Here is a 17,295-nt window from a genome sequence, read left to right as displayed (position 1 = left end):
GGCGAGGACGTGGGGGGCGTGGTGGACGCGGGCAACGGCGGGACGCTGAACGAGTTCTTCCGCCAGGTGCTCTTCCTGCCGGAGCAGGCGTCCACCTTCGCCCGGGACGTGGATCATCTGCACTACGTCATCATCAGCACGGCGATGGTCGTGGCCACGCTCATCTTCGGCCTGGCGGGGTTCTTCCTCATCCGCTACCGCAGGCGCTCGGAGTCGCAGGCCACGCGCAAGGTGCAGACGTCGCTGGGCTGGGAGGTGCTCTTCGTGGGCTCGCCGCTCGCGGTGTTCCTCGCGTGGTTCTTCATCGGCTACCACGACTTCGTGTGGATGCAGACGCCGCCGCCCGAGGCGATGGACGTCTACGTGGTGGCCAAGCAGTGGATGTGGAAGTTCACCTATCCCGAGGGCCCCAACGCCATTGGCGTGCTGCGGGTGCCGGTGGGCCGGCCGGTGCGGCTGCTGCTCACCAGCCGGGACGTCATCCATTCGTTCTACGTGCCGGCGTTCCGGGTGAAGCAGGACGCGCTGCCCGGGGCCTATACCCAGACATGGTTCGAGGTGACGCGGCCGGGCCGCTACCGGGTGATGTGCACGGAGTACTGCGGATTGAAGCACTCGGAGATGTGGGCGGAGGTCGTGGCGCTCTCGCCGGAGGACTACGCGGCGTGGCTGCGCGAGCAGCGCGCGGGTCCGGTGGCGCTGCGGGACGCGACACCTGGGGCTGCCGAGCGCGACGAGCCCCTCGTCCCGGCGCGTCTGGCGATGGAGTACTCGGCGGAGGCGCCGCATGGGGAGTTGATGACGGCGGAGCGGGGCACGCTGGCCGAGCGGGGCGAGCGGGTGGCGGCGGAGAAGGGGTGTTTGAGGTGCCACACGGTGGATGGCACGGCGCACATCGGGCCCACGTGGTGGGGGTTGTACCGGCGCGAGGAGCGGCTCGAGGGGGGAGGGACGGTGGTGGCGGACGAGGCGTACCTCACCGAGTCGATGATGAAGCCACAGGTGAAGCAGGTGGAGGGCTACGCGCTGGTGATGCCGTCGTTCCAGGGGCAGTTGGACGCGGCGGAGGTGGCGGCGCTCATCGAGTACATCCGGACGCTGCGCGGCGCGCGGCGGGACGACATCCGGCCGGGAGGGCCCGTGTATGAACCCATCGACGGCAGGTAGCCTGGCCGAGCCCACCTATCTGAATCACGAGACGACGGTGCGCTCGTGGCTGCTCACGCGCGATCACAAGCGGATTGGCGTGATGTTCCTGGTGCTGGTCATCTCCGCGCTGCTGCTCGGCGGCGTATTCGCGATGTTGCTGCGGATTGAACTGCTCACGCCCGGGCCGACGATCATGGGCCCGATGACCTACAACCGGGTGTTCACCCTGCACGGGGTGACGATGGTGTGGCTGTTCATGATTCCGGCGATTCCCTCGGCGTTCGGCAACTTCGTGCTGCCGTTGATGCTGGGGGCGAAGGAGGTGGCCTTTCCGCGGCTCAACCTGGCGTCGGTGTACATCTACGCGGCGGGCGCGGCGCTGACGGTGTTCGGCATGGTGTGGAGCGGCGCGGACACGGGGTGGACGTTCTACACGCCCTACAGCACGACGTCGCCCACGGCGGTGACACCCATCCTGCTGGGCGTGTTCATCATCGGCTTCTCCACCATCATCACCGGGCTGAACTTCATCACCACGACGCATACGCTGCGGGCGCCGGGGATGCACTGGTCGCGCATTCCGCTCTTCGTGTGGGCCATCTACGGCACGTCGGTCATCCAGGTGGTGGCAACGCCGGTGCTCGCGATGGTGCTGGTGCTGGTGGCGCTCGAGCGGGTGGCGGGAGTGGGCATCTTCGATCCCACGCGCGGGGGGGATCCGGTGCTTTTCCAGCACATGTTCTGGTTCTACTCACACCCGGCGGTCTACATCATGGTGCTGCCGGCCATGGGCGTCATCACCGAGGTGGTGTGTGCCTTCAGCCGCAAGAACATCTTCGGCTATCGGATGATCGCCGCGTCCACGTTTGGGATTGCGTTCGTGGGGTTCTTCTCGTGGGGGCACCACATGTTCGTGTCGGGGCAGTCCACGTTCGGCTCGGGCATCTTCGGGGTGTTGAGCATGCTGGTGGCCATCTTCACGGCCATCAAGATCTTCAACTGGGTGGCGACGATGTATGGGGGCGCCATCGACTTGAAGGTGCCGCTGCTCTACGTGCTGGGCTTCATCTTCCTGCTCACGTTCGGAGGGATGACGGGGGTGGCGGTGGCGACCACGTCGCTGGACGTGCACTGGCACGACACGTACTTCATCGTGGCGCATTTCCATTACATCATGGTGGGCTCGGTGCTGATGGCCTTCCTGGCGGCGCTGCACTACTGGTGGCCGAAGATGTTCGGACGGCTGTTCCCCGAGCGCTGGGCATCCGTCGCGGCGTGCACCATCATCTTCGGCTTCATCGTGACGTTCCTGCCGCAGTTCCTGTTGGGGAACATGGGAATGCCGCGGCGCTACTACCAATACCCGAGCGAGATGCAGTGGCTGAACGTGCTGAGCACGGCGGGCGCGTCGCTGCTGGCGTTTGGCTTCGGGCTGATTGGCCTCTACCTGGTGTGGTCGCTGCGCTACGGGAAGGTGAGTCCGGCGAATCCCTGGGGCTCGAGGGGGTACGAGTGGTTCAGTGCCTCTCCGCCCGGGCCGCACAACTTCCGCGAGCCGCCGCGCTTCGAGCGCGAGGTCCACGACTACACGGTGTCCGAGGCGCCCCATGTCTTCTGAGACGACGCCCTGGCGGGAGTACTTCGGGAGCCGGGAGAACCAGAGCCATGCGGCGCAGCTGGGGATGTGGATCTTCCTGGGCTCGGAGGTGTTGCTCTTCACGAACCTGTTCGTCGGGTACGCGGTGTATCGCTATTACTACCCGGAGGTCTTCATCGAGGCGAGCCACCACCTGGCGACGGGGTGGGCCACGGTGCAGACGCTGCTGTTGGTGACGAGCAGTCTGTGCGTGGCGTTGGCGGTGCACTTCATCCGGAGCGGGAGGGCGTTCTGGATGGGGGTGGCGCTGCTGGTGGCGATGGGCCTGGGATTGGGGTTCCTCGTCATCAAGGGCTGGGAGTACTGGAAGCACTGGACGGAGGGAGCACTGCCCGGGGAGTACTACCGGCTGGCGGAGCTGCCGGATCGGGGAGGGAGCCTGTTCTTCACGCTGTATTTCCTGCTCACGGGGCTGCATGCGCTGCACATGCTGGCGGGGCTGAGCGTGTTGGGGTGGCTGGTGTGGGGGGCGTTGGTGGGGAGGTACACGGCCGAGTACCACGTACCGGTGGAGGTGGGCGGGTTGTACTGGCACCTCGTGGATGTCTTCTGGCTGTTCATCTATCCGCTGCTGTACCTGGTGGAGTGAGGGGAGGGCGCCATGGCGGAGCACGGGAGGAAGAGCGTCTGGGGTTACGTGGGGATATGGGGCGTGCTGGTGGTGCTGACGGTGGCGACGTGGTTGTTGGGGACGCGGGGGCACCTGGGGCACTGGTCGTTGCCGGTGGCGCTGGGGATTGCCCTGACGAAGACGGCGCTGGTGGCGATGTTCTTCATGCACCTGGTGGAGCAGCCGGGAGCGCGGCGGGTGGTGTTTCCGGTGTCGGCGCTGTTCCTGGCGTTGTTGCTCGGGCTGTCGTTGGTGGAGGCGATGACGCGGGTGCGCATGGCGAGGCCGGATGGGCCCAAGGCGCTGGAGCCCGTGCGTCCGGCGTCGACACGCACGGCCCCGCCGGGTTCACCCACGCGGAGGGTGGGACATTGAGCTGCCAGTCACCCGCGCAGCACCTGGGCCGCATCATCGAAGACCTTGGCCAGCGTAGGGTCCGCTGGCCGGTGCGCTTCGAGGAGCGCCGCATCCTCCTTGCGGCCCAGGTGCTTGAGCAGGACTGCGGCTTGAAGGGAGCACTTGAGAGAAGATGTCGCCGCGACCCACTTCCGGGCCATGTCACGCAACCTGTCGAGGGTGGTATCCGGGAGCATGGGGAGGAGATGCTCCGGCTTCAAGAGGAGCAGGGAGAACAAATCCACGCAGTAGGCCGAGGCTGCTCCTTTGTGGTTCACGGCCGTGTCCATCAGGGGCTCGGCCGAGGAGATGAAGGCGGGCAGGGTGGAGACGAGCGTCTCGGGTAGCTCCTCGGTGAGCACCGTGAGCACCTCGCCCTTGAGCTCGATGGGAACGGAGCCATCGGCGGCCCAGTGACGGAGTTCTTCCGGGGGCTTTTCCAGTAGCACGAGCAAGCCGTGCAGGGCGGTGGGAGTTGGATGTGCGAGCCTCTCCAAACACTGTCGGACGATGGGAATCAGCTCTGGATGCCGTTTGCGCCACAGGGCACAGGCCACATCGTTCAAGTCAGCGGGCTCTGGCCTGTCCGAGGCGACCAGCCGCTCCAGCCTGCGTGCGAGGCTCGCTCGTGCGCTCGCCCCTCGGATACGTCCCAGCGCTTGGGTGATGGCCTCCGCGACGGCGGCCCCATCATGACTTCCCCGTGCTTCCTCCAGGGCGAGCTGGTGCTCGAGGAGTTTGACGCTGGCGGCGCCGCCCAGCTCTCCGAGGCCGAATGCCGCGGCCTGTCGCGCGACTGCGTCAGGAGCCTCCAACATGGCCTCCAGCAGGGACCTGGCCTTGCGCGCACCGAACTGAATCACTTGGGCACGTGTCCGGGTCTCGTCTCCCTCGCGAAATGCCTCGATGAAGCTCAAGGCCAGTGTCGGGCGTGGCGGGGCGGGGACTCTGCTCATACCTGGATCATGTCCCAACCCGCGCCCCATTGCTTCCTGAGGCAAGTGTCGGCTCCTCACGTCTGCATCTGCGCCTGCAACTCCTCGGGCTCCTCGCCCAGCCACTGGGGGTTGGTCGCCGTGCCATCGTAGATGGATGACGTCTTGAACGGCTCGAACTCGCCCCGCAGCGCCGCCGTGCGCGTCCTGGCCAGCAGCGCCTGCAACTGCTCGTCGCTCAAGGGCTTGAAGGTGCGCACCGCCTCGAAGGCCTGCTCGAGGATGTCCATCCGGTCCACGCCCGTGATGACCACCGAGGTGGGCAGGTTCAGCGCGTAGTGCAGGCACTCGATGGGCGTCACCGTCTTGGAGCGGAGGATGGCGCCGTTGGCCATCGTCTTCATCGCGAGCACGCCGATGCCGTCCTTCACCAGCTCCGGCACCACGAGCTTCGCGAAGCTGCGGAAGTGCGCGTCCATCAGGTTGAGCGGTAGCTGCACCGCATCGAACGTGAAGCCGCGCTCGCGCGCCAGCTCCAGCATGGCCAGGTGGATGCGTGGATCCTTGTGCCCCGTGAAGCCGATGTAGCGCAGCTTGCCGGCCCGCTTCGCCTCGAGCAGCGCCTCCTGGGCTCCGCCCTCGCGGAAGATGCGATCCGGATCCTCGAAGCGCAGGATTTCATGGTGTTGCACCAGGTCGATGCAGTCCGTCTGCAGCCGCTCCAGCGAGTGCTCCAACTGCCGCGCGGCCTCCTTCTTCGTGCGGCCGTCGATCTTCGTCATCAGGAAGACCTTGTTCCGGTAGCCCTCCTGGAGCGCCTTGCCCATGCGCAGCTCGCTCAGGCCCTCGTTGTAGTCCCAGCAGTTGTCCATGAAGTTGATGCCGCGGTCGATCGCCGCGCGCACGATGCGCAGCGCCAGCTTCTCGTCCACCTGGGGCAGCCCGAGGTGCCAGCCCCCGAGGCCGATCGCCGACACCCTCTCCCCGGTGCGCCCCAGGGTCCGGTACGTCATCTCCGCGCGCGTGTCCGAGTTCGCCATGGTCTCTCCCCCCTCACACCCTGGGGATGAGCGTCGCCGGGAGGAAGTCGTCCGGGGCGCTCCGCCCATGCGCTGCCCGGGATGCCCCGCCTGCTTCCCTGCCCTCGGCGACCCCCGTCGGCGGTCCGGCCCGAGGGTGGGAGGTGCGCCTGTTTCCCGCTACCCCCGGGGTTTTCCGGGGTTGCAGAATCGTGTCAGCAGGACGTGGGCGTCCTGTTTCACTGACAGTGAGGGACATGGCCGACGCGGTGCGTGGAATTGATACGTGTCAGGCCGATGGATCGGGATGAACGGTTTTACCCGGACGTTCAGGTGTGACAGGATTTGCCGGCCAATGACTGAGCGGGGTCCGTCGTCACCGGTCAAGAAGGGGTCTGGCTGGAGGACGGCCTGGGGAGGGTCCACGCGATGAGCGGTCTCGGAGCTGAGGCGTACAGGGTTCAGACCGGAGCGGAACTGGGGCACCTGCTCACGTGGCTGGGGCCCGAGGACACCTTGAGGGGCATGTTCTTCCGCAGCCTGCAGGAGGCGATGTTGACGCTCCTGGGCGAGGCGGCGATGGAGGCGTGCCTGGAGGAGGTCACGGGCGAGCGCGACTTCGTGGACTTCTTCGCCTACCCGGCGGTGGACTTCCTGCGGATGGTGCGGCGCGCGGCGTGGCTGATGGAGGAGCGCGGGTGCGAGGGGCAGGAAACGCTGCGGATGCTGGGGCACCTGGGCACGGCGGCGTTCCTCAAGAGTCCGGCGGGCAAGGCGATGGACGTGCTCGCCTCGGGCACGCCGCGGCGGGTGCTCGAGAACCTGCCCATGGCCTACCAGATGCTCTCCCCCAAGGGAGGCCCGCTGTCGGTGACGGCGCTGGGGCCCACGCGCGCCCGGGTGAACTTCTCGCGCGACGTGCTGCCGTGCGCGTACCTGGAGGGGCTGCTCGAGGCGTTGCTCAAGAAGGCCGGCGCGCGCGGCGTGCGCATCGAGGGCCGACGCGTGAGCGCCTTCTCTTGCGAGTTCCTCCTGGCCTGGACCGAGGGCGACTGAGGGCCCGTCGCGCGCTGCGTCGTGCACGCGTTCACCGCCACGATGTTCAAGATGTGGCGGATGGAGAGCGGGACCCGCTGGAAAAGAGTGGCCCCTCTGTCGGCGGTCCCGCGGTCCTGGGCTACACTCGCCGTATGTCCTCTCAGCCCCCCGGAAAGCTCATCGTGCTTCCCTCGGCGCGGCAGCACTGGCACCGCGAGCGGATGCGTCGGCGGAAGATGAAGGTGGTGTTCGCGGGGGTGAGTCTGCTGGGACTCCTGGTGGCCCTGATGGACGTGGCCCTGGAGACGACCGAGGCTCCTCCGGGCGAGGGCGAGGAGGCCTCCTGGGAGAGCGGACCGCACCCGACCTCGGGCAAGGGGACGTCCGGGCGGAGGGACTCGGGACGGGACTGGTTCAGCACCATGGGTGAGCCGTAGCACCCACCCGGAGGGAGGGCGTCCGGACCAGGGAAGCCCTCTGGCGGGTGCTCTCCCCGTGGGGGGACGGACGGGCGAGCGAATGGCACCGACGGGAGACGGTCCACGTCTGATACGGTGAGGGTTCCGGATGCGCGGCTGACGCGGTCCGGGGCAGCTCCCTATGGACACCCTCCCCCGCCCTCAACCGATGCAGGAGACCTACGAGGACTTCCTGCTGACGCGTGGCCCGGCCCGACTGCGGCAGCTGTCGGTCATCGCCGTGGCGGCGACGGTCGTGTTGTTTTCCCTCGATGTGCTGCACGCCTGGGCGGGCCTGGGTGGTGGGCGGCCCTTGTCGGTGATGGCCCTGGCGCGCCTGCCCTGGGCGCTGGTGCCGCTGGTGATGTGGTCGGTGCGCGGGCTGCTCAGCCGCGAGGCGCTGCCGCCCGCCATCTTCTGGGCCACGGCCCTGTTCGCCATCGGCAACGAGTGGACCTTCTACCGCATCGGCACGGCGGGCTCGCTCTACCACGGGGTGATGGTGCTCCTGAACGTGCTCACCGGGCCGTCGGTGCTGCCGGTGGGCCGCGCGGGGCGCTATGGCTACTACGCGCTGCTGGTCGCGGGGCACCTCCTGCTCGACGCGCTGGGCTCGTCGATGTCCTTTGGCGCCTCGCTCGTGTTGGACCTGACGCTCTTGGCGGGCGCGCTCGGCGTGGTGCTGCTGCTCGAGGCGCTGCACCGCGGGCAGATCCGCCAGTTCTACCTGCGCCGCGACATGCGGCGCGCGCTGGCGGAGCTGGAGGAGTCGCGCGGCAGGGTGTTCCAGACGGGGCGCACGCTGGCGGGCTCGGCGCAGACGCTGTCCACGACGCTGGCGGAGATGTCCAACCAGGCGGCGCTGGTGCGCACCGCGGCGCTGCGCATCTCCGCGGCGAGCGAGCAGATGGCGAGCGCGGCCGGGGCGCTCTTCCGCCACTCGCGCGTGAGCGCCACCCAGGCCGAGGAGGCCCAGCGCTACACGGGCGAGGTGGACGTGCTGGTGAGCGGCATGGAGACGAGCCTGTCGGCCATTGGCCAGGCGGTGGGCCGCAGCGCGCTGAGCGTGCAGAAGCTGGAGGAGAGCGCGGACCGCATCAACGGCTTCGTGGAGACCATCCAGGAGATGGCGGCGGCGACGAACATGCTGGCGCTCAACGCGGGCATCGAGGCGGCGCGCGCGGGCGAGCATGGGCGGGGCTTCGCGGTGGTGGCGCGCGAGGTGGGCAAGCTCGCGGCGGAGTCGGGCCGCAGCTCGCAGCGGATTGGGGAGGTGGTGGGGGGCGTCACGCGGCAGATGTCCGAGACGCTGCACGCGGTGGGGCACATCCGCGAGACGGCCGGGCGCTTCACGCCGGTGCTCGAGTCGGCGCGCACCACGCTGCGCTCCATCCGCGAGACGGTGCTGCAGAACCAGAAGTTGATGGAGAAGAGCTCCAGCGAGGCGGATCGTCAGGCGGAGCAGACGACGCACATCTCCCAGGGGTGCGCGACGCTCCTGGAGCTGGTGGACACGTACGTGCGCATGGGCTCGGACGTGTCGGCCACGGCGATGCAACTGGGGATGATGGCGGACGAGCTGAGCCGGCTCATGCCGGAGCCGGAGCAGGTGGCGTCTCCGCCGCCGCCGCCGCCGCGCGAGCCGGGCGGCTTCTGAGGCGGCGTCAGTTCTCCGGGGACCAGTAGGAGATGACGGCCTCGTCGTCCACGAGGCGCGAGTTGAAGTGGCCCCAGATGTCGGAGATGGCGATGGCGTGGCCGCTGGACAGCCGGGGCGTGAGGTAGAGCGCGTGGTAGACGGCGCCGCTGCCATCGTCCACGGCGCCCAGCTTCTCCAGGGGGCGCCGGGTGGCGGGGCACAGGAGGGTGCACCGGGTGCCGGGGGCGATGTCGGTGAAGCCCTGGCGGCGCGTGTCGCCGTGGATGGGGGACAGGTGCACGAGTCCCTCGCGTCCCTCGGGCGTGCGCACGAGCACGGTGATGGCCGGGTAGCCGTTGAAGCGCACGTCGCAGAAGCCCACCAGGTTGTCGCCCCCGGGGCCGAAGGCCTGGGTGACCACGAGCGTCACTCCGTCGGACAGGGGCGGAAGGCTCTGCGACTCGGCGGGAGACCGGTCCACGTGGGACGAGGCGACGAGAGTCTCATTGTTCATGCAGGTGTCCTCCGGAGTGGTCATGCGGCGCCGCAAGATAGGTGCGGGGCCCTCGACTGGACACCCCCCCACGCGTACGCGGGTCCGGTGGGCTCGCGCCTACAAGGCCCCACAGAGGTGTGCCGGGAGGGGCGTCTGGGAGGAGAGGAGGGGGCGGCGATGACCTCCGGGGTCGGGTCGGCGCGCGGGCGACCTGGACGGCACCATACCTCGGAAGAGGGAGAGGGTTGGGTCAACTCCGGAAATGGGTAGAGCGCATTGACAGGATGTAACAAGTCAGTAAGGTGGGAAGCTCGCCGTCGCCTTGTCCGCTCCCGCGCAGGAGGCCGTCTCGTCATGCCCAGGCTCCCGGTTCGAGTTGAACGTCCCTTGGTGAGGGCCCTCGGTGCGCGGTTGCATGCCGTGCGGGTGCGCGCGGCGCTGACCCAGGCGCAGGTGGCGCGCCGGGTGGGGCTGGCGCCCGCGGAGTACGGCCGCATCGAGCGGGGCGAGCGTCTGCCGAGCATCCCCGCGCTGCGGCGGCTGTGTCTGGAGTTGGGAATCGACTCGGACGAGCTGTTGGGGCTGGGGGCGTCCTCGCCGCAGTTGCGCCGGCTGGTGCAGGCCGTGCGCCGGCTGAGCGCCTCGCAGTTGCGGATGCTGCACCTGCTGGCCGAGTCGCTCCAGCCGCCCTCGCGCGGCCAGGCGCTGTCCACCAGCGCACGAGCGTCCGGAGAAGCTCCGCTCGCGAGGCGCCCGGGCACCTAACCTCGGGGGCCCTCCTCTCCTCCCGGGCCCGAGATGACCGTCGTCCTTCCGCTGTTGCTCGTCCTGCTGGGTGTCGCCCTGGTGCTCGGGGTGGGTGCGTGGCGTCCGTCCTGGGCGGGACCGGTGGGCGCGCTCTGCTCGGCGGCGGCCCTGGGCGCCTTCCTCCGGTCCCGCGCGGCGGGCTTCGCCGGGGTGTCGCTCGAGTGGATTCCCACGTGGAACGTGCGCCTGGCGCTCGCGCTGGATGGGCTGTCCTTCCTCTATGGCACGTTGGTGCTGGGCGTGGGCCTGCTCGTCCTCGTCTACGCGTGCGCCTACCTGCCGCACTACCTCGAGGAGCGCCACCGGCCGCGCCGCGACGAGGTGCGCCTGTACGCGTGGGTGCTCGCCTTCATGGGGGCCATGCTGCTCCTGGTCATGGCGCGCGACGCGCTGCTGCTCGTCATCGCGTTGGACCTGACGACGGTGGCCAGCTACTTCCTCATCGGCTACGACCGGGAGCGCACCGGCTCGCGCTCGGCGGCGCTCATGGCGCTCGTCGTCACCGGGGGCACCTCGGTGGTGCTGCTGGCGGGGGTGGTGTCGCTGGGGCTCGCGTGTGGCACCTTCGAGCTGTCCGGGCTCGCCGCCCGCGCTCCCGGAGGCCCCCGCCTCTTCGTGGCGCTGGGCTGCGTGGCGGTGGGAGCCCTGGCCAAGAGCGCCCAGGTGCCCCTCCACTTCTGGCTGCCGCGCGCCATGGCGGCCCCCACGCCGGTGTCCGCCTACCTGCACTCGGCGGCGATGGTGGCCGCGGGCGTCTTCGTCCTCCAGCGCTTCCTGCCCGTCTTCGCCCTCGCGCCCGAGGTGCTCCAGGGGCTCGCCGGGGTGGGGCTTCTGTCCATGCTCGTGGGCAGCCTCTTCTCGCTGTGCGCGTGGCGCTTCAAGCGCGTGCTGGCGTACTCCACCATCGCCCAGTACGGCTACGTGCTCGTGCTGGTGGGGCTGGGCGGTGCGGGCGCTCCGCTCTACGTGCTGGCCCATGGCCTGTGCAAGGCGGCGCTCTTCCTCACCGTGGGCGCCGTCACCCACGCCACCGGCGAGGAGTCGCTCGAGAAGGTCGGGGGTCTGTGGCGCTCGTTGCCGGGGCTCGCGGGCGCGAGCGCCGTGGCGGCCGCGGGGCTCGCCGGGCTGCCGCTCACGCTGGGCTTCTTCAAGGACGAGCTCTTCTTCCGCGCGCTCGTGGAGCGGGGCGGGGCGTGGAGCGCGGCGGGGGTGCTCGGCGCGGCGCTGACGCTCGCGTACACCGGGCGGCTGTGGACGGGCCTCTTCCTGGGAGCGCCGCGCGGGGCGCGGGGACACGCCTCGTGGGGGCTGGTGGCGCCGGTGGCGGTGCTGGGGGCGGGGGTACTGCTGGGGGGCGTGTGGCTCGGGCCGCTCAACCAACTGGTGGACGCGGCGGAGGGGGAGATGCTCGGGCACCCGGCGCCGCTCGGGCTCGCCTACCACCTGGATGCGCGGGCGGAGAACCTGCTCGCGCTGGGCGCGTGGGCGCTGGGGGTGGGGGTGCTCGTCACGCGCCGGCGGTGGGAGGCTCCGCTGGAGGCGCTCACGCGCGCGGCGTCCGGCGTGGGCGTGGAGCGGGCCTATGGCGCGCTGCTGGCGGGCGCGGACGCGCTGTCGGATGGGCTGCGGCGGCTGGAGGTGCGCGACTTGAGGGACCGGGTGGCGTCGGTGCTGGTGCCCGCGGGGCTGCTCGGCGCGGCGGCGCTCTGGGCCACCCGGGGACGGGGCCGCTCTTCTCCTGGGGGCAGGGGGTGGGGCTCGCGGACGCGCCGCTGGTGCTCGGGCTGCTCATCGCCGCGGGCGCGGCCGTGGCGACGCTGCGCGCGGCGAGCCACCTGCACCTGGTGATGTTGCTGTCGTGCGTGGGCTTCAGCCTCGCGGCGGTGTTCGCCTTCGCGGCGGCGCCGGACGTGGCCTTCACCGCGGTGCTGGTGGAGACGACCTTCACGCTGCTCTTCCTCGCGCTGCTCTCGCGGCTGCCGCGCCACAGCCAGGAGCACGCGCAGGTGGAGGCCTCGCGCACGCGCTGGCGTGACTGGGTGTTCGCGGGGGTGGCGGGGGTGAGCGCCACGGCGACGTCGTGGAACGCGCTGACGCACCTGCGCGAGGAGCGCGTGGTGGGCGCGCACGTGGCGTGGACGGAGGCGGCGCATGCCCGGGACGTGGTGTCGGCCATCATCACCGACTTCCGGGGGCTGGACACGGTGGGTGAGACGTCGGTGATGGTGGTGGTGCTCTTGGGCATCATCCACCTGCTCACCGGGGAGCGCGCGGAATGAAGTCCTTCATCCCCTCCACGTCCCGGGTGGTGTTGCTGCCCGCGCTGGTGGTGGCGGTGGCGGTGTGGCTCAAGGGCTACGTGGAGGCGGGGGACAGCTTCGGCGCGGGCGTGCTGGGGGCGCTCGCGGTGCTGTTGCAGTACGTGGCGAGCGGGAGGCAGGAGGCGCGGCGTCTGCCCGGCGTGCGCTACGCGCCCCAGGTGGCCGGCGTGGGCCTGCTGCTGTTGTTGGGCGTGGCCTTCGGGCCGCTCGTGTGGGGAGCCGCGCCGGTGACGCACTACCCGCGCCCGGGCGGAGTCGTGACGCACTTCGGCACGCTGGAGTTCCACACCTCCGTCCTCTTCGACGCGGGCATCTTCCTGGTGGTCATGGGCTTCATCGTGACGGCCATCGATGGGCTGGTGGCGCAATCCCACCGGAGGGGGTAGCGCGTGGCGTGAATATTCAATTAAGCCTCCCGTCCGGGGTGCCCGTGCGCGATTGCACCGCACTCCTAATCCCGAGGGGGAACACACGATGTCGAAGCGTCTTGGAACCGTGGTCGCCGTGGTTGCCGTGATGACGAGCCAGGTGGGCTGCTACACCACGAAGGTCGTCAGTCAGGCCCGGCCCGATGGGCCCGCGTACACGGATCGCCAGTGGTTCACGATTGGTGGCCTCGTGCCGCTCTCCGGCCCCGCGGGGCGCGAGTGCGAGAGCCTGTCGACGGTGGAGAGCAAGCTGAGTGGCACGGACTGGCTCATCAACGCGGGCCTGGGGATCGCGGGCGGCATCGTGGGCGGACTGGTGTGCGGTGGTTCCTCCAACGATCCCTACCTGAATACTCTCGCCAGTGCCTCCTGTGCGGCGGGGTTCTCCACGCTGGTGCCCTTCCTGATCAGCTCGCGCACGGTGGAGTACACCTGCGCCGAGGGCTACGGCGGCGACAACCGGGGCAGCGGGCGCCTGGACTACATGCCGCCGCGCCAGGGCTACCGGGTGGCTCCTCAGCAGGAGGGCGCGCCCGCCGAGGCTCCTCCCGCGCAGACGCCTTGAGCCTGAGTTGACGGAAGTTCACCGAGGGGGTTGGAGCCACATGCGCTCCAGCCCCCTCGGTGCGTTCATGCGCCCGTTCACTCCTGGGGGCGGGAGGTGGCGAGCACGTCGGGCCGTCCGCGCCACAACGGGCGGGTCTTCCACAGCCAGAGGGTGCCGTAGAGCAGGGACGCTCCGGCGAGTCCCCAGGCGGCGCGGGTGAGGCCCACGCCCTCGGCGGCGACGCTGGCGGCGAGCGAGGACACGCCGATGCCCAGGGTGGCGAGGCCGAAGTCCAGGCCCATGATGCGCCCGCGCAGCCGGTCCGGCGTGGACACCTGGAGGCCATAGGTGGAGAGCGTCCACTGCGCGCCGCCGCCCAGGTGCGCGAGCAGCACGCACCCCGCGGCGAGCAGGAGCGAGGGGGCGGCGGGCAGCAGGAGATAGGCGAGCCCGTAGGTGATCATCGAGACGCCGCACGCGAGGAACAGGCGGCGATCATCCCGGCGCACCCAGCGCTGGCCGAGGAAGGGGCCGATCAACGCGCCCAGGCCGCGCGCGGACAGGAGCAGCCCCACACCCTCGTCTCCGGAGCCGAAGTTGCGCGCGGCGAACGCGGGCAAGAGCCCCACGAGTCCATTGCCCAGACCCACGCCCACCTTGGTGGTGAGTAGAGAGAGGGAGATGGGGTGGCTGCGGGCGAACGTCCAGGCCTCGTGGAGCTGGCGCCAGGTGCCGGTGTCGGCGGCGGTCGAGGTGACGGCGCTGGAGGGGGGACGCTGGAAGGAGCGGCGGATGCCGCGCACGAGCCAGGCGGAGAGCAGGAAGGTGGCGGCGTTGAGGAGGATGCTCACGTGGCGGCCGAAGGCGAGCGTGGCGAGGCCGCCGAGCGCGGCGCCGACGAAGAGCATGCTGCCCCAGACGCTGCCGAGCGCGGCCTGGGCGACGGGGAGCTCCTCGGGGGAGACGACGTTGGGGACGGAGGCCTCGGCGACGGGGTCGAAGAAGGCGGAGAGCGCGGCGAGCAGGGCGACGCACAGGATCGCGAGGAGGGGGGCGCGCCAGAAGAGGGCGGCGAGCATGCCGAGCGCGGGAAGGACGCGCACCAGGTCCACGGTGACCATGAGGCGCTGTCGGTCCATGCGGTCGGCGAGCAGGCCGGCGAAGGGGGACAGGAGGCTCGCCGGCAGGACGCTGGCGGCGTAGACGGCGGCCGAGGCGCTCAGGTGGCCGGTGGTCTCGGTGACGAAGCCGCTGATGGCCACGAAGGCGAACCAGTCGCCGAGCATCGACACGACGGTGGCGAGGAAGAGGCGGCGGTAGTCGGCATTGCGCCGCAGCAGCGCGAGCACGCTGCGCAGGGAGGGAGAAGCGGTGTCCATGAAGGTGCGGCGCAGCCTACCCGGGGCGGCCCCGCCGCGCGGATTCCCGTCGTGTAACGCGCTTTGTCACGGAGCCGCGGTCAGACACCGAGCAGTTGCTTGAGTCTGGCGACCGAGACGGACAGGCCATTGTCGTGGAGTCGCTCCAGGATGTCGGCGGGGGTTCTCGGGGGCGCGCTCAAGATCGCGGCTTGTGCCCGGATGATCTGGACGACCGTGGCTTCATCCAAGCCGATGAGATTCCGGACGAAGTCGTCGGGATGTTGCGCCTCCATGCCGTAACGGTCGAGGACGGGGGAGGGGAAGTCCTTGAGGTTGGAGGTGACGATGACCTGGGCACCACACCGGATGGCCGCGGCGACGACATGACGGTCGTCCACATCGGGCAGGCCGTGGATGCTCTCGATGAGGTCCTCATACCCCTCCACATTCACGTCGGGAATGGCGGTTTCCAACAGTTGTCGGCTTCGTGCGAGCCGGCCGGGGTCCAGGTCAGGACGCCGCCGCGCGATGCCACGGAAACATTCGTCCAGGATCCGCCGCGTCCACTTCGCCTGGCAGAGACCGGACAGCCCCAGTCGTACGAGCAGATCTCGGAGAGGGGCCGGGTGGAGGACACACGCGTCATACAAGACGATGAACGGCATGTGGATGGACCCGCCAAGTAGTAAGGTCACAGGTGACTTTTCCCGTAATACAGGGGAGGCACTGCTGTCCAGGCCCGTGGACATGATGGTTTGCTTGCTCGCTGGTCGTCACCTGCTCCGATTCGGCGTGCCGTTGCGTTTGTTTCGATTGCTGCGAATATTGCGGTGGGGTGCCAGACGGACCCCAGCGGCGGAAACGAGCCGATGCCAAGGGAGTGGCGAGATGGGAACCGCGCTGGATTTGATGGATGTGGTGCCTCCCAGTGAGGCCGAGGCCCAGGAGGCCGCACAAGCGGTCCGGCTCCTCTCCCCCTTGCTCAAGGCGTCCAAGCGAGGCGCTTCCCACGTGACGCTACGGCCCGAGGATCCCCGGGTGAAGGAAGCCGTGTCCGTTCCTCGGGGGGCTCTCGTGTTGCTCGTCCGGGTGCTGGAGCAGATGGCGCGGGGGAACGCGGTGACCCTCGTTCCCATCCATGCGGAACTCACGACCCAGGAAGCCGCCAATCTGCTCAACGTGTCGCGGCCCTACCTCATCGGCCTGCTCGACCAGGGGAAGATCCCCTTCCACAAGACGGGCACCCACCGCCGCATCCGCTTCGAGGACCTGCTCGCCTTCAAACGCGAGGAAGAGCGGCGTCAGGAGCAGGTCCTGAAGGAATTGGCCGCCGAGGCCCAGGACCTCGATCTCGGCTACTGAGGGGCTCACTCCCCCGGCGCGAGCGGCGCGAAGAACGCCTCTACGTCCTCGTCCCGCACCTCGGCGAGCGTGGATGGGTTCCACTGGGGCTTCTGATCCTTGTCCACGAGCACCGCGCGGATGCCCTCGCGGAAGTCCGGCTGGGACATGAAGCGCTGGCTCAGCCGGTACTCCATCGCCGCCACCTCGTCGTAGGACATGCCCCGGCCGAGCCGCAGCTGGCGCAGCGTCACCTTGAGGCTCGTGGGCGACATGCGCCCGAGCGTGGCGCGCGTCTCCTCCGCCCACGGCGTGCCCTCGGCCGCGAGCGCCTCGAGGATCTCCTCCACCCGGTTGCCCGCGAAGCACCGGTCGATCTCCCCCGCGTGGGCCGCGAGCGGCGAGGGCCCTGGCTCCGAGGTGAAGTCCGACAGCACCCGGGAGACGACCGCGTGCGCTGACCCGCCGCCCCAGTCCGCCGCCGCGAGCGCGTCCACCACGGCGTCCAGCCGATCATGCTTCACGCGCTGAGTCGCGTACCCGAGCCACAGCGCGTCCGCCGCGCCGCACCGGTTTCCCGTCAGTCCCAGGTACGTGCCCGACTCGCCCGGAAAGCGTGGCAGGAACCAGCCGCCGCCCACGTCGGGAAACAAGCCGATGCCCGTCTCCGGCATGGCCAGCAGCAGCCGCTCGGTGACGACGCGGTGCGAGCCATGCCGGCTCAGCCCCAGCCCCCCGCCCATGCAGATGCCATCCACCAGCGCCACGTAGGGCTTGGGGTAGTGGTGGATGAGCTGGTTGAGCCGGTACTCCTCGCGGAAGAAGGCGCGCGAGAACGGCTCCTGCTCCCCGGGCACGGGCGTGTCCAGCGTGCCGGCCACGGCCCGCACGTCCCCGCCCGCGCAGAAGGCCCGGCCGCCCGCGCCGCGCACCACCACCGCCTTCACTTCGGGGCGCCCCGCCCACTCCTCGAGCGCCGGGTGCAGCGCGCGGATCATCCCCAGGTCGAGCGCGTTGTGCGCCTTGGGGCGGTTGAGGGTCACCAGGGCCAGCGGCCCGCGCGTCTCCAGCAGCACGTCCGGATTCATGCCCC

The 17,295-nt window shown here is 69.8% G+C and carries 19 protein-coding genes; 13 read left to right on the top strand and 6 right to left on the bottom strand.

Features of this window, described 5'->3' with window-relative positions; translation table 11 throughout:
• Nucleotides 1-45: 45 nt before the first annotated feature.
• Genes coxB through CYFUS_RS49860 form a run of 4 tightly spaced genes read left to right on the top strand, consistent with a single transcriptional unit; the run spans nucleotide 46 to nucleotide 3,791 of the window.
• Nucleotides 46-1,167 (top strand): cytochrome c oxidase subunit II, encoded by a 1,122-nt coding sequence (gene coxB, locus CYFUS_RS49875; RefSeq protein ID WP_095992695.1) that lies wholly within the window; start codon nucleotides 46-48, stop codon nucleotides 1,165-1,167.
• Nucleotides 1,145-2,767, top strand: coding sequence for a cbb3-type cytochrome c oxidase subunit I (locus CYFUS_RS49870; protein ID WP_095991657.1), 1,623 nt, complete (start codon nucleotides 1,145-1,147; stop codon nucleotides 2,765-2,767). Before coxB ends, CYFUS_RS49870 begins: the two co-directional genes overlap by 23 nt.
• Nucleotides 2,757-3,395, top strand: coding sequence for a cytochrome c oxidase subunit 3 family protein (locus CYFUS_RS49865; protein ID WP_095991656.1), 639 nt, complete (start codon nucleotides 2,757-2,759; stop codon nucleotides 3,393-3,395). Before CYFUS_RS49870 ends, CYFUS_RS49865 begins: the two co-directional genes overlap by 11 nt.
• A 12-nt stretch (nucleotides 3,396-3,407) precedes the next feature.
• Nucleotides 3,408-3,791 (top strand): cytochrome C oxidase subunit IV family protein, encoded by a 384-nt coding sequence (locus CYFUS_RS49860; protein ID WP_095991655.1) that lies wholly within the window; start codon nucleotides 3,408-3,410, stop codon nucleotides 3,789-3,791.
• Nucleotides 3,792-3,799: 8 nt separating this feature from the next.
• Here the strand turns inward: CYFUS_RS49860 and CYFUS_RS49855 are convergent, their stop codons facing one another.
• Both CYFUS_RS49855 and CYFUS_RS49850 read right to left on the bottom strand, forming a co-directional pair.
• The gene (locus CYFUS_RS49855) at nucleotides 3,800-4,768 is read right to left on the bottom strand and encodes a HEAT repeat domain-containing protein (RefSeq protein ID WP_095991654.1); all 969 of its coding nucleotides are present in this window, start codon (nucleotides 4,766-4,768) and stop codon (nucleotides 3,800-3,802) included.
• A gap of 56 nt (nucleotides 4,769-4,824) precedes the next feature.
• Nucleotides 4,825-5,787 carry an aldo/keto reductase gene (locus CYFUS_RS49850; protein ID WP_095991653.1) on the bottom strand — a complete coding sequence of 321 codons (963 nt, stop codon included), beginning with the start codon at nucleotides 5,785-5,787 and terminating at the stop codon, nucleotides 4,825-4,827.
• 408 nt (nucleotides 5,788-6,195) lie between these two features.
• Here CYFUS_RS49850 and CYFUS_RS49845 point away from each other — a divergent pair, with 408 nt between their 5' ends.
• The 3 genes from CYFUS_RS49845 (at nucleotide 6,196) to CYFUS_RS49835 (ending at nucleotide 8,919) form a co-directional block, all read left to right on the top strand.
• Nucleotides 6,196-6,822, top strand: coding sequence for a TIGR02265 family protein (locus CYFUS_RS49845; protein WP_095991652.1), 627 nt, complete (start codon nucleotides 6,196-6,198; stop codon nucleotides 6,820-6,822).
• A 134-nt stretch (nucleotides 6,823-6,956) separates the two neighbouring features.
• The gene (locus CYFUS_RS49840) at nucleotides 6,957-7,241 is read left to right on the top strand and encodes a hypothetical protein (RefSeq protein WP_157759123.1); all 285 of its coding nucleotides are present in this window, start codon (nucleotides 6,957-6,959) and stop codon (nucleotides 7,239-7,241) included.
• A 163-nt stretch (nucleotides 7,242-7,404) separates the two neighbouring features.
• Complete coding sequence (locus CYFUS_RS49835) at nucleotides 7,405-8,919, top strand: methyl-accepting chemotaxis protein (protein WP_095991650.1); 1,515 nt, start codon at nucleotides 7,405-7,407, stop codon at nucleotides 8,917-8,919.
• 7 nt (nucleotides 8,920-8,926) lie between these two features.
• Here CYFUS_RS49835 and CYFUS_RS49830 read toward each other — a convergent pair whose 3' ends face one another.
• A complete protein-coding gene (locus CYFUS_RS49830; protein ID WP_157759122.1) occupies nucleotides 8,927-9,415 on the bottom strand; it encodes a hypothetical protein in 489 nt (162 codons plus the stop codon).
• A gap of 372 nt (nucleotides 9,416-9,787) precedes the next feature.
• Between CYFUS_RS49830 and CYFUS_RS49825 the strand changes: the two genes are divergently transcribed.
• The 5 genes from CYFUS_RS49825 (at nucleotide 9,788) to CYFUS_RS49810 (ending at nucleotide 13,518) form a co-directional block, all read left to right on the top strand.
• Nucleotides 9,788-10,162, top strand: a complete 375-nt coding sequence (locus CYFUS_RS49825; RefSeq protein ID WP_232537904.1) for a helix-turn-helix transcriptional regulator — start codon at nucleotides 9,788-9,790, stop codon at nucleotides 10,160-10,162.
• A 33-nt stretch (nucleotides 10,163-10,195) separates the two neighbouring features.
• Nucleotides 10,196-12,052, top strand: coding sequence for an NADH-quinone oxidoreductase subunit L (locus CYFUS_RS49820; RefSeq protein WP_198316419.1), 1,857 nt, complete (start codon nucleotides 10,196-10,198; stop codon nucleotides 12,050-12,052).
• Nucleotides 11,956-12,483 (top strand): hydrogen gas-evolving membrane-bound hydrogenase subunit E, encoded by a 528-nt coding sequence (gene mbhE / locus CYFUS_RS52160; RefSeq protein WP_198316418.1) that lies wholly within the window; start codon nucleotides 11,956-11,958, stop codon nucleotides 12,481-12,483. Before CYFUS_RS49820 ends, mbhE begins: the two co-directional genes overlap by 97 nt.
• Nucleotides 12,480-12,911 carry an MnhB domain-containing protein gene (locus tag CYFUS_RS49815; protein ID WP_095991647.1) on the top strand — a complete coding sequence of 144 codons (432 nt, stop codon included), beginning with the start codon at nucleotides 12,480-12,482 and terminating at the stop codon, nucleotides 12,909-12,911. Before mbhE ends, CYFUS_RS49815 begins: the two co-directional genes overlap by 4 nt.
• An 88-nt stretch (nucleotides 12,912-12,999) precedes the next feature.
• Complete coding sequence (locus CYFUS_RS49810; protein ID WP_157759121.1) at nucleotides 13,000-13,518, top strand: hypothetical protein; 519 nt, start codon at nucleotides 13,000-13,002, stop codon at nucleotides 13,516-13,518.
• A gap of 77 nt (nucleotides 13,519-13,595) precedes the next feature.
• Here CYFUS_RS49810 and CYFUS_RS49805 read toward each other — a convergent pair whose 3' ends face one another.
• Together CYFUS_RS49805 and CYFUS_RS49800 are read right to left on the bottom strand one after the other, a co-directional pair.
• Complete coding sequence (locus tag CYFUS_RS49805; RefSeq protein ID WP_095991645.1) at nucleotides 13,596-14,879, bottom strand: MFS transporter; 1,284 nt, start codon at nucleotides 14,877-14,879, stop codon at nucleotides 13,596-13,598.
• A gap of 80 nt (nucleotides 14,880-14,959) precedes the next feature.
• Nucleotides 14,960-15,526, bottom strand: a complete 567-nt coding sequence (locus CYFUS_RS49800; RefSeq protein WP_095992694.1) for a PIN domain-containing protein — start codon at nucleotides 15,524-15,526, stop codon at nucleotides 14,960-14,962.
• A 223-nt stretch (nucleotides 15,527-15,749) separates the two neighbouring features.
• Here CYFUS_RS49800 and CYFUS_RS53695 point away from each other — a divergent pair, with 223 nt between their 5' ends.
• Nucleotides 15,750-16,223 (top strand): helix-turn-helix domain-containing protein, encoded by a 474-nt coding sequence (locus tag CYFUS_RS53695; RefSeq protein ID WP_095991644.1) that lies wholly within the window; start codon nucleotides 15,750-15,752, stop codon nucleotides 16,221-16,223.
• Nucleotides 16,224-16,228: 5 nt separating this feature from the next.
• Here CYFUS_RS53695 and CYFUS_RS49790 read toward each other — a convergent pair whose 3' ends face one another.
• Nucleotides 16,229-17,290 (bottom strand): enoyl-CoA hydratase/isomerase family protein, encoded by a 1,062-nt coding sequence (locus tag CYFUS_RS49790; protein ID WP_095991643.1) that lies wholly within the window; start codon nucleotides 17,288-17,290, stop codon nucleotides 16,229-16,231.
• Between the last annotated feature and the right edge of the window lie 5 nt (nucleotides 17,291-17,295).

Source organism: Cystobacter fuscus, assembly GCF_002305875.1.
GTDB classification, from domain to species: domain Bacteria; phylum Myxococcota; class Myxococcia; order Myxococcales; family Myxococcaceae; genus Cystobacter; species Cystobacter fuscus_A.
Note: the sequence above shows the minus strand (reverse complement) of the source record. Positions and strands in the feature narration are given on the sequence as shown.

Excerpts from the sequence above, each read along its gene's own strand:
- CYFUS_RS49870 (WP_095991657.1), top strand. The coding sequence starts at position 1,145 with ATGAACCCATCGACGGCAGGTAGCCTGGCCGAGCCCACCTATCTGAAT.
- CYFUS_RS49865 (WP_095991656.1), top strand. The coding sequence starts at position 2,757 with ATGTCTTCTGAGACGACGCCCTGGCGGGAGTACTTCGGGAGCCGGGAG.
- CYFUS_RS49860 (WP_095991655.1), top strand. The coding sequence starts at position 3,408 with ATGGCGGAGCACGGGAGGAAGAGCGTCTGGGGTTACGTGGGGATATGG.
- CYFUS_RS49855 (WP_095991654.1), bottom strand. The coding sequence starts at position 4,768 with ATGAGCAGAGTCCCCGCCCCGCCACGCCCGACACTGGCCTTGAGCTTC.
- CYFUS_RS49850 (WP_095991653.1), bottom strand. The coding sequence starts at position 5,787 with ATGGCGAACTCGGACACGCGCGCGGAGATGACGTACCGGACCCTGGGG.
- CYFUS_RS49845 (WP_095991652.1), top strand. The coding sequence starts at position 6,196 with ATGAGCGGTCTCGGAGCTGAGGCGTACAGGGTTCAGACCGGAGCGGAA.
- CYFUS_RS49840 (WP_157759123.1), top strand. The coding sequence starts at position 6,957 with ATGTCCTCTCAGCCCCCCGGAAAGCTCATCGTGCTTCCCTCGGCGCGG.
- CYFUS_RS49835 (WP_095991650.1), top strand. The coding sequence starts at position 7,405 with ATGGACACCCTCCCCCGCCCTCAACCGATGCAGGAGACCTACGAGGAC.
- CYFUS_RS49830 (WP_157759122.1), bottom strand. The coding sequence starts at position 9,415 with ATGAACAATGAGACTCTCGTCGCCTCGTCCCACGTGGACCGGTCTCCC.
- CYFUS_RS49820 (WP_198316419.1), top strand. The coding sequence starts at position 10,196 with ATGACCGTCGTCCTTCCGCTGTTGCTCGTCCTGCTGGGTGTCGCCCTG.
- CYFUS_RS49815 (WP_095991647.1), top strand. The coding sequence starts at position 12,480 with ATGAAGTCCTTCATCCCCTCCACGTCCCGGGTGGTGTTGCTGCCCGCG.
- CYFUS_RS49810 (WP_157759121.1), top strand. The coding sequence starts at position 13,000 with ATGTCGAAGCGTCTTGGAACCGTGGTCGCCGTGGTTGCCGTGATGACG.
- CYFUS_RS49805 (WP_095991645.1), bottom strand. The coding sequence starts at position 14,879 with ATGGACACCGCTTCTCCCTCCCTGCGCAGCGTGCTCGCGCTGCTGCGG.
- CYFUS_RS49800 (WP_095992694.1), bottom strand. The coding sequence starts at position 15,526 with ATGCCGTTCATCGTCTTGTATGACGCGTGTGTCCTCCACCCGGCCCCT.
- CYFUS_RS53695 (WP_095991644.1), top strand. The coding sequence starts at position 15,750 with ATGGGAACCGCGCTGGATTTGATGGATGTGGTGCCTCCCAGTGAGGCC.
- CYFUS_RS49790 (WP_095991643.1), bottom strand. The coding sequence starts at position 17,290 with ATGAATCCGGACGTGCTGCTGGAGACGCGCGGGCCGCTGGCCCTGGTG.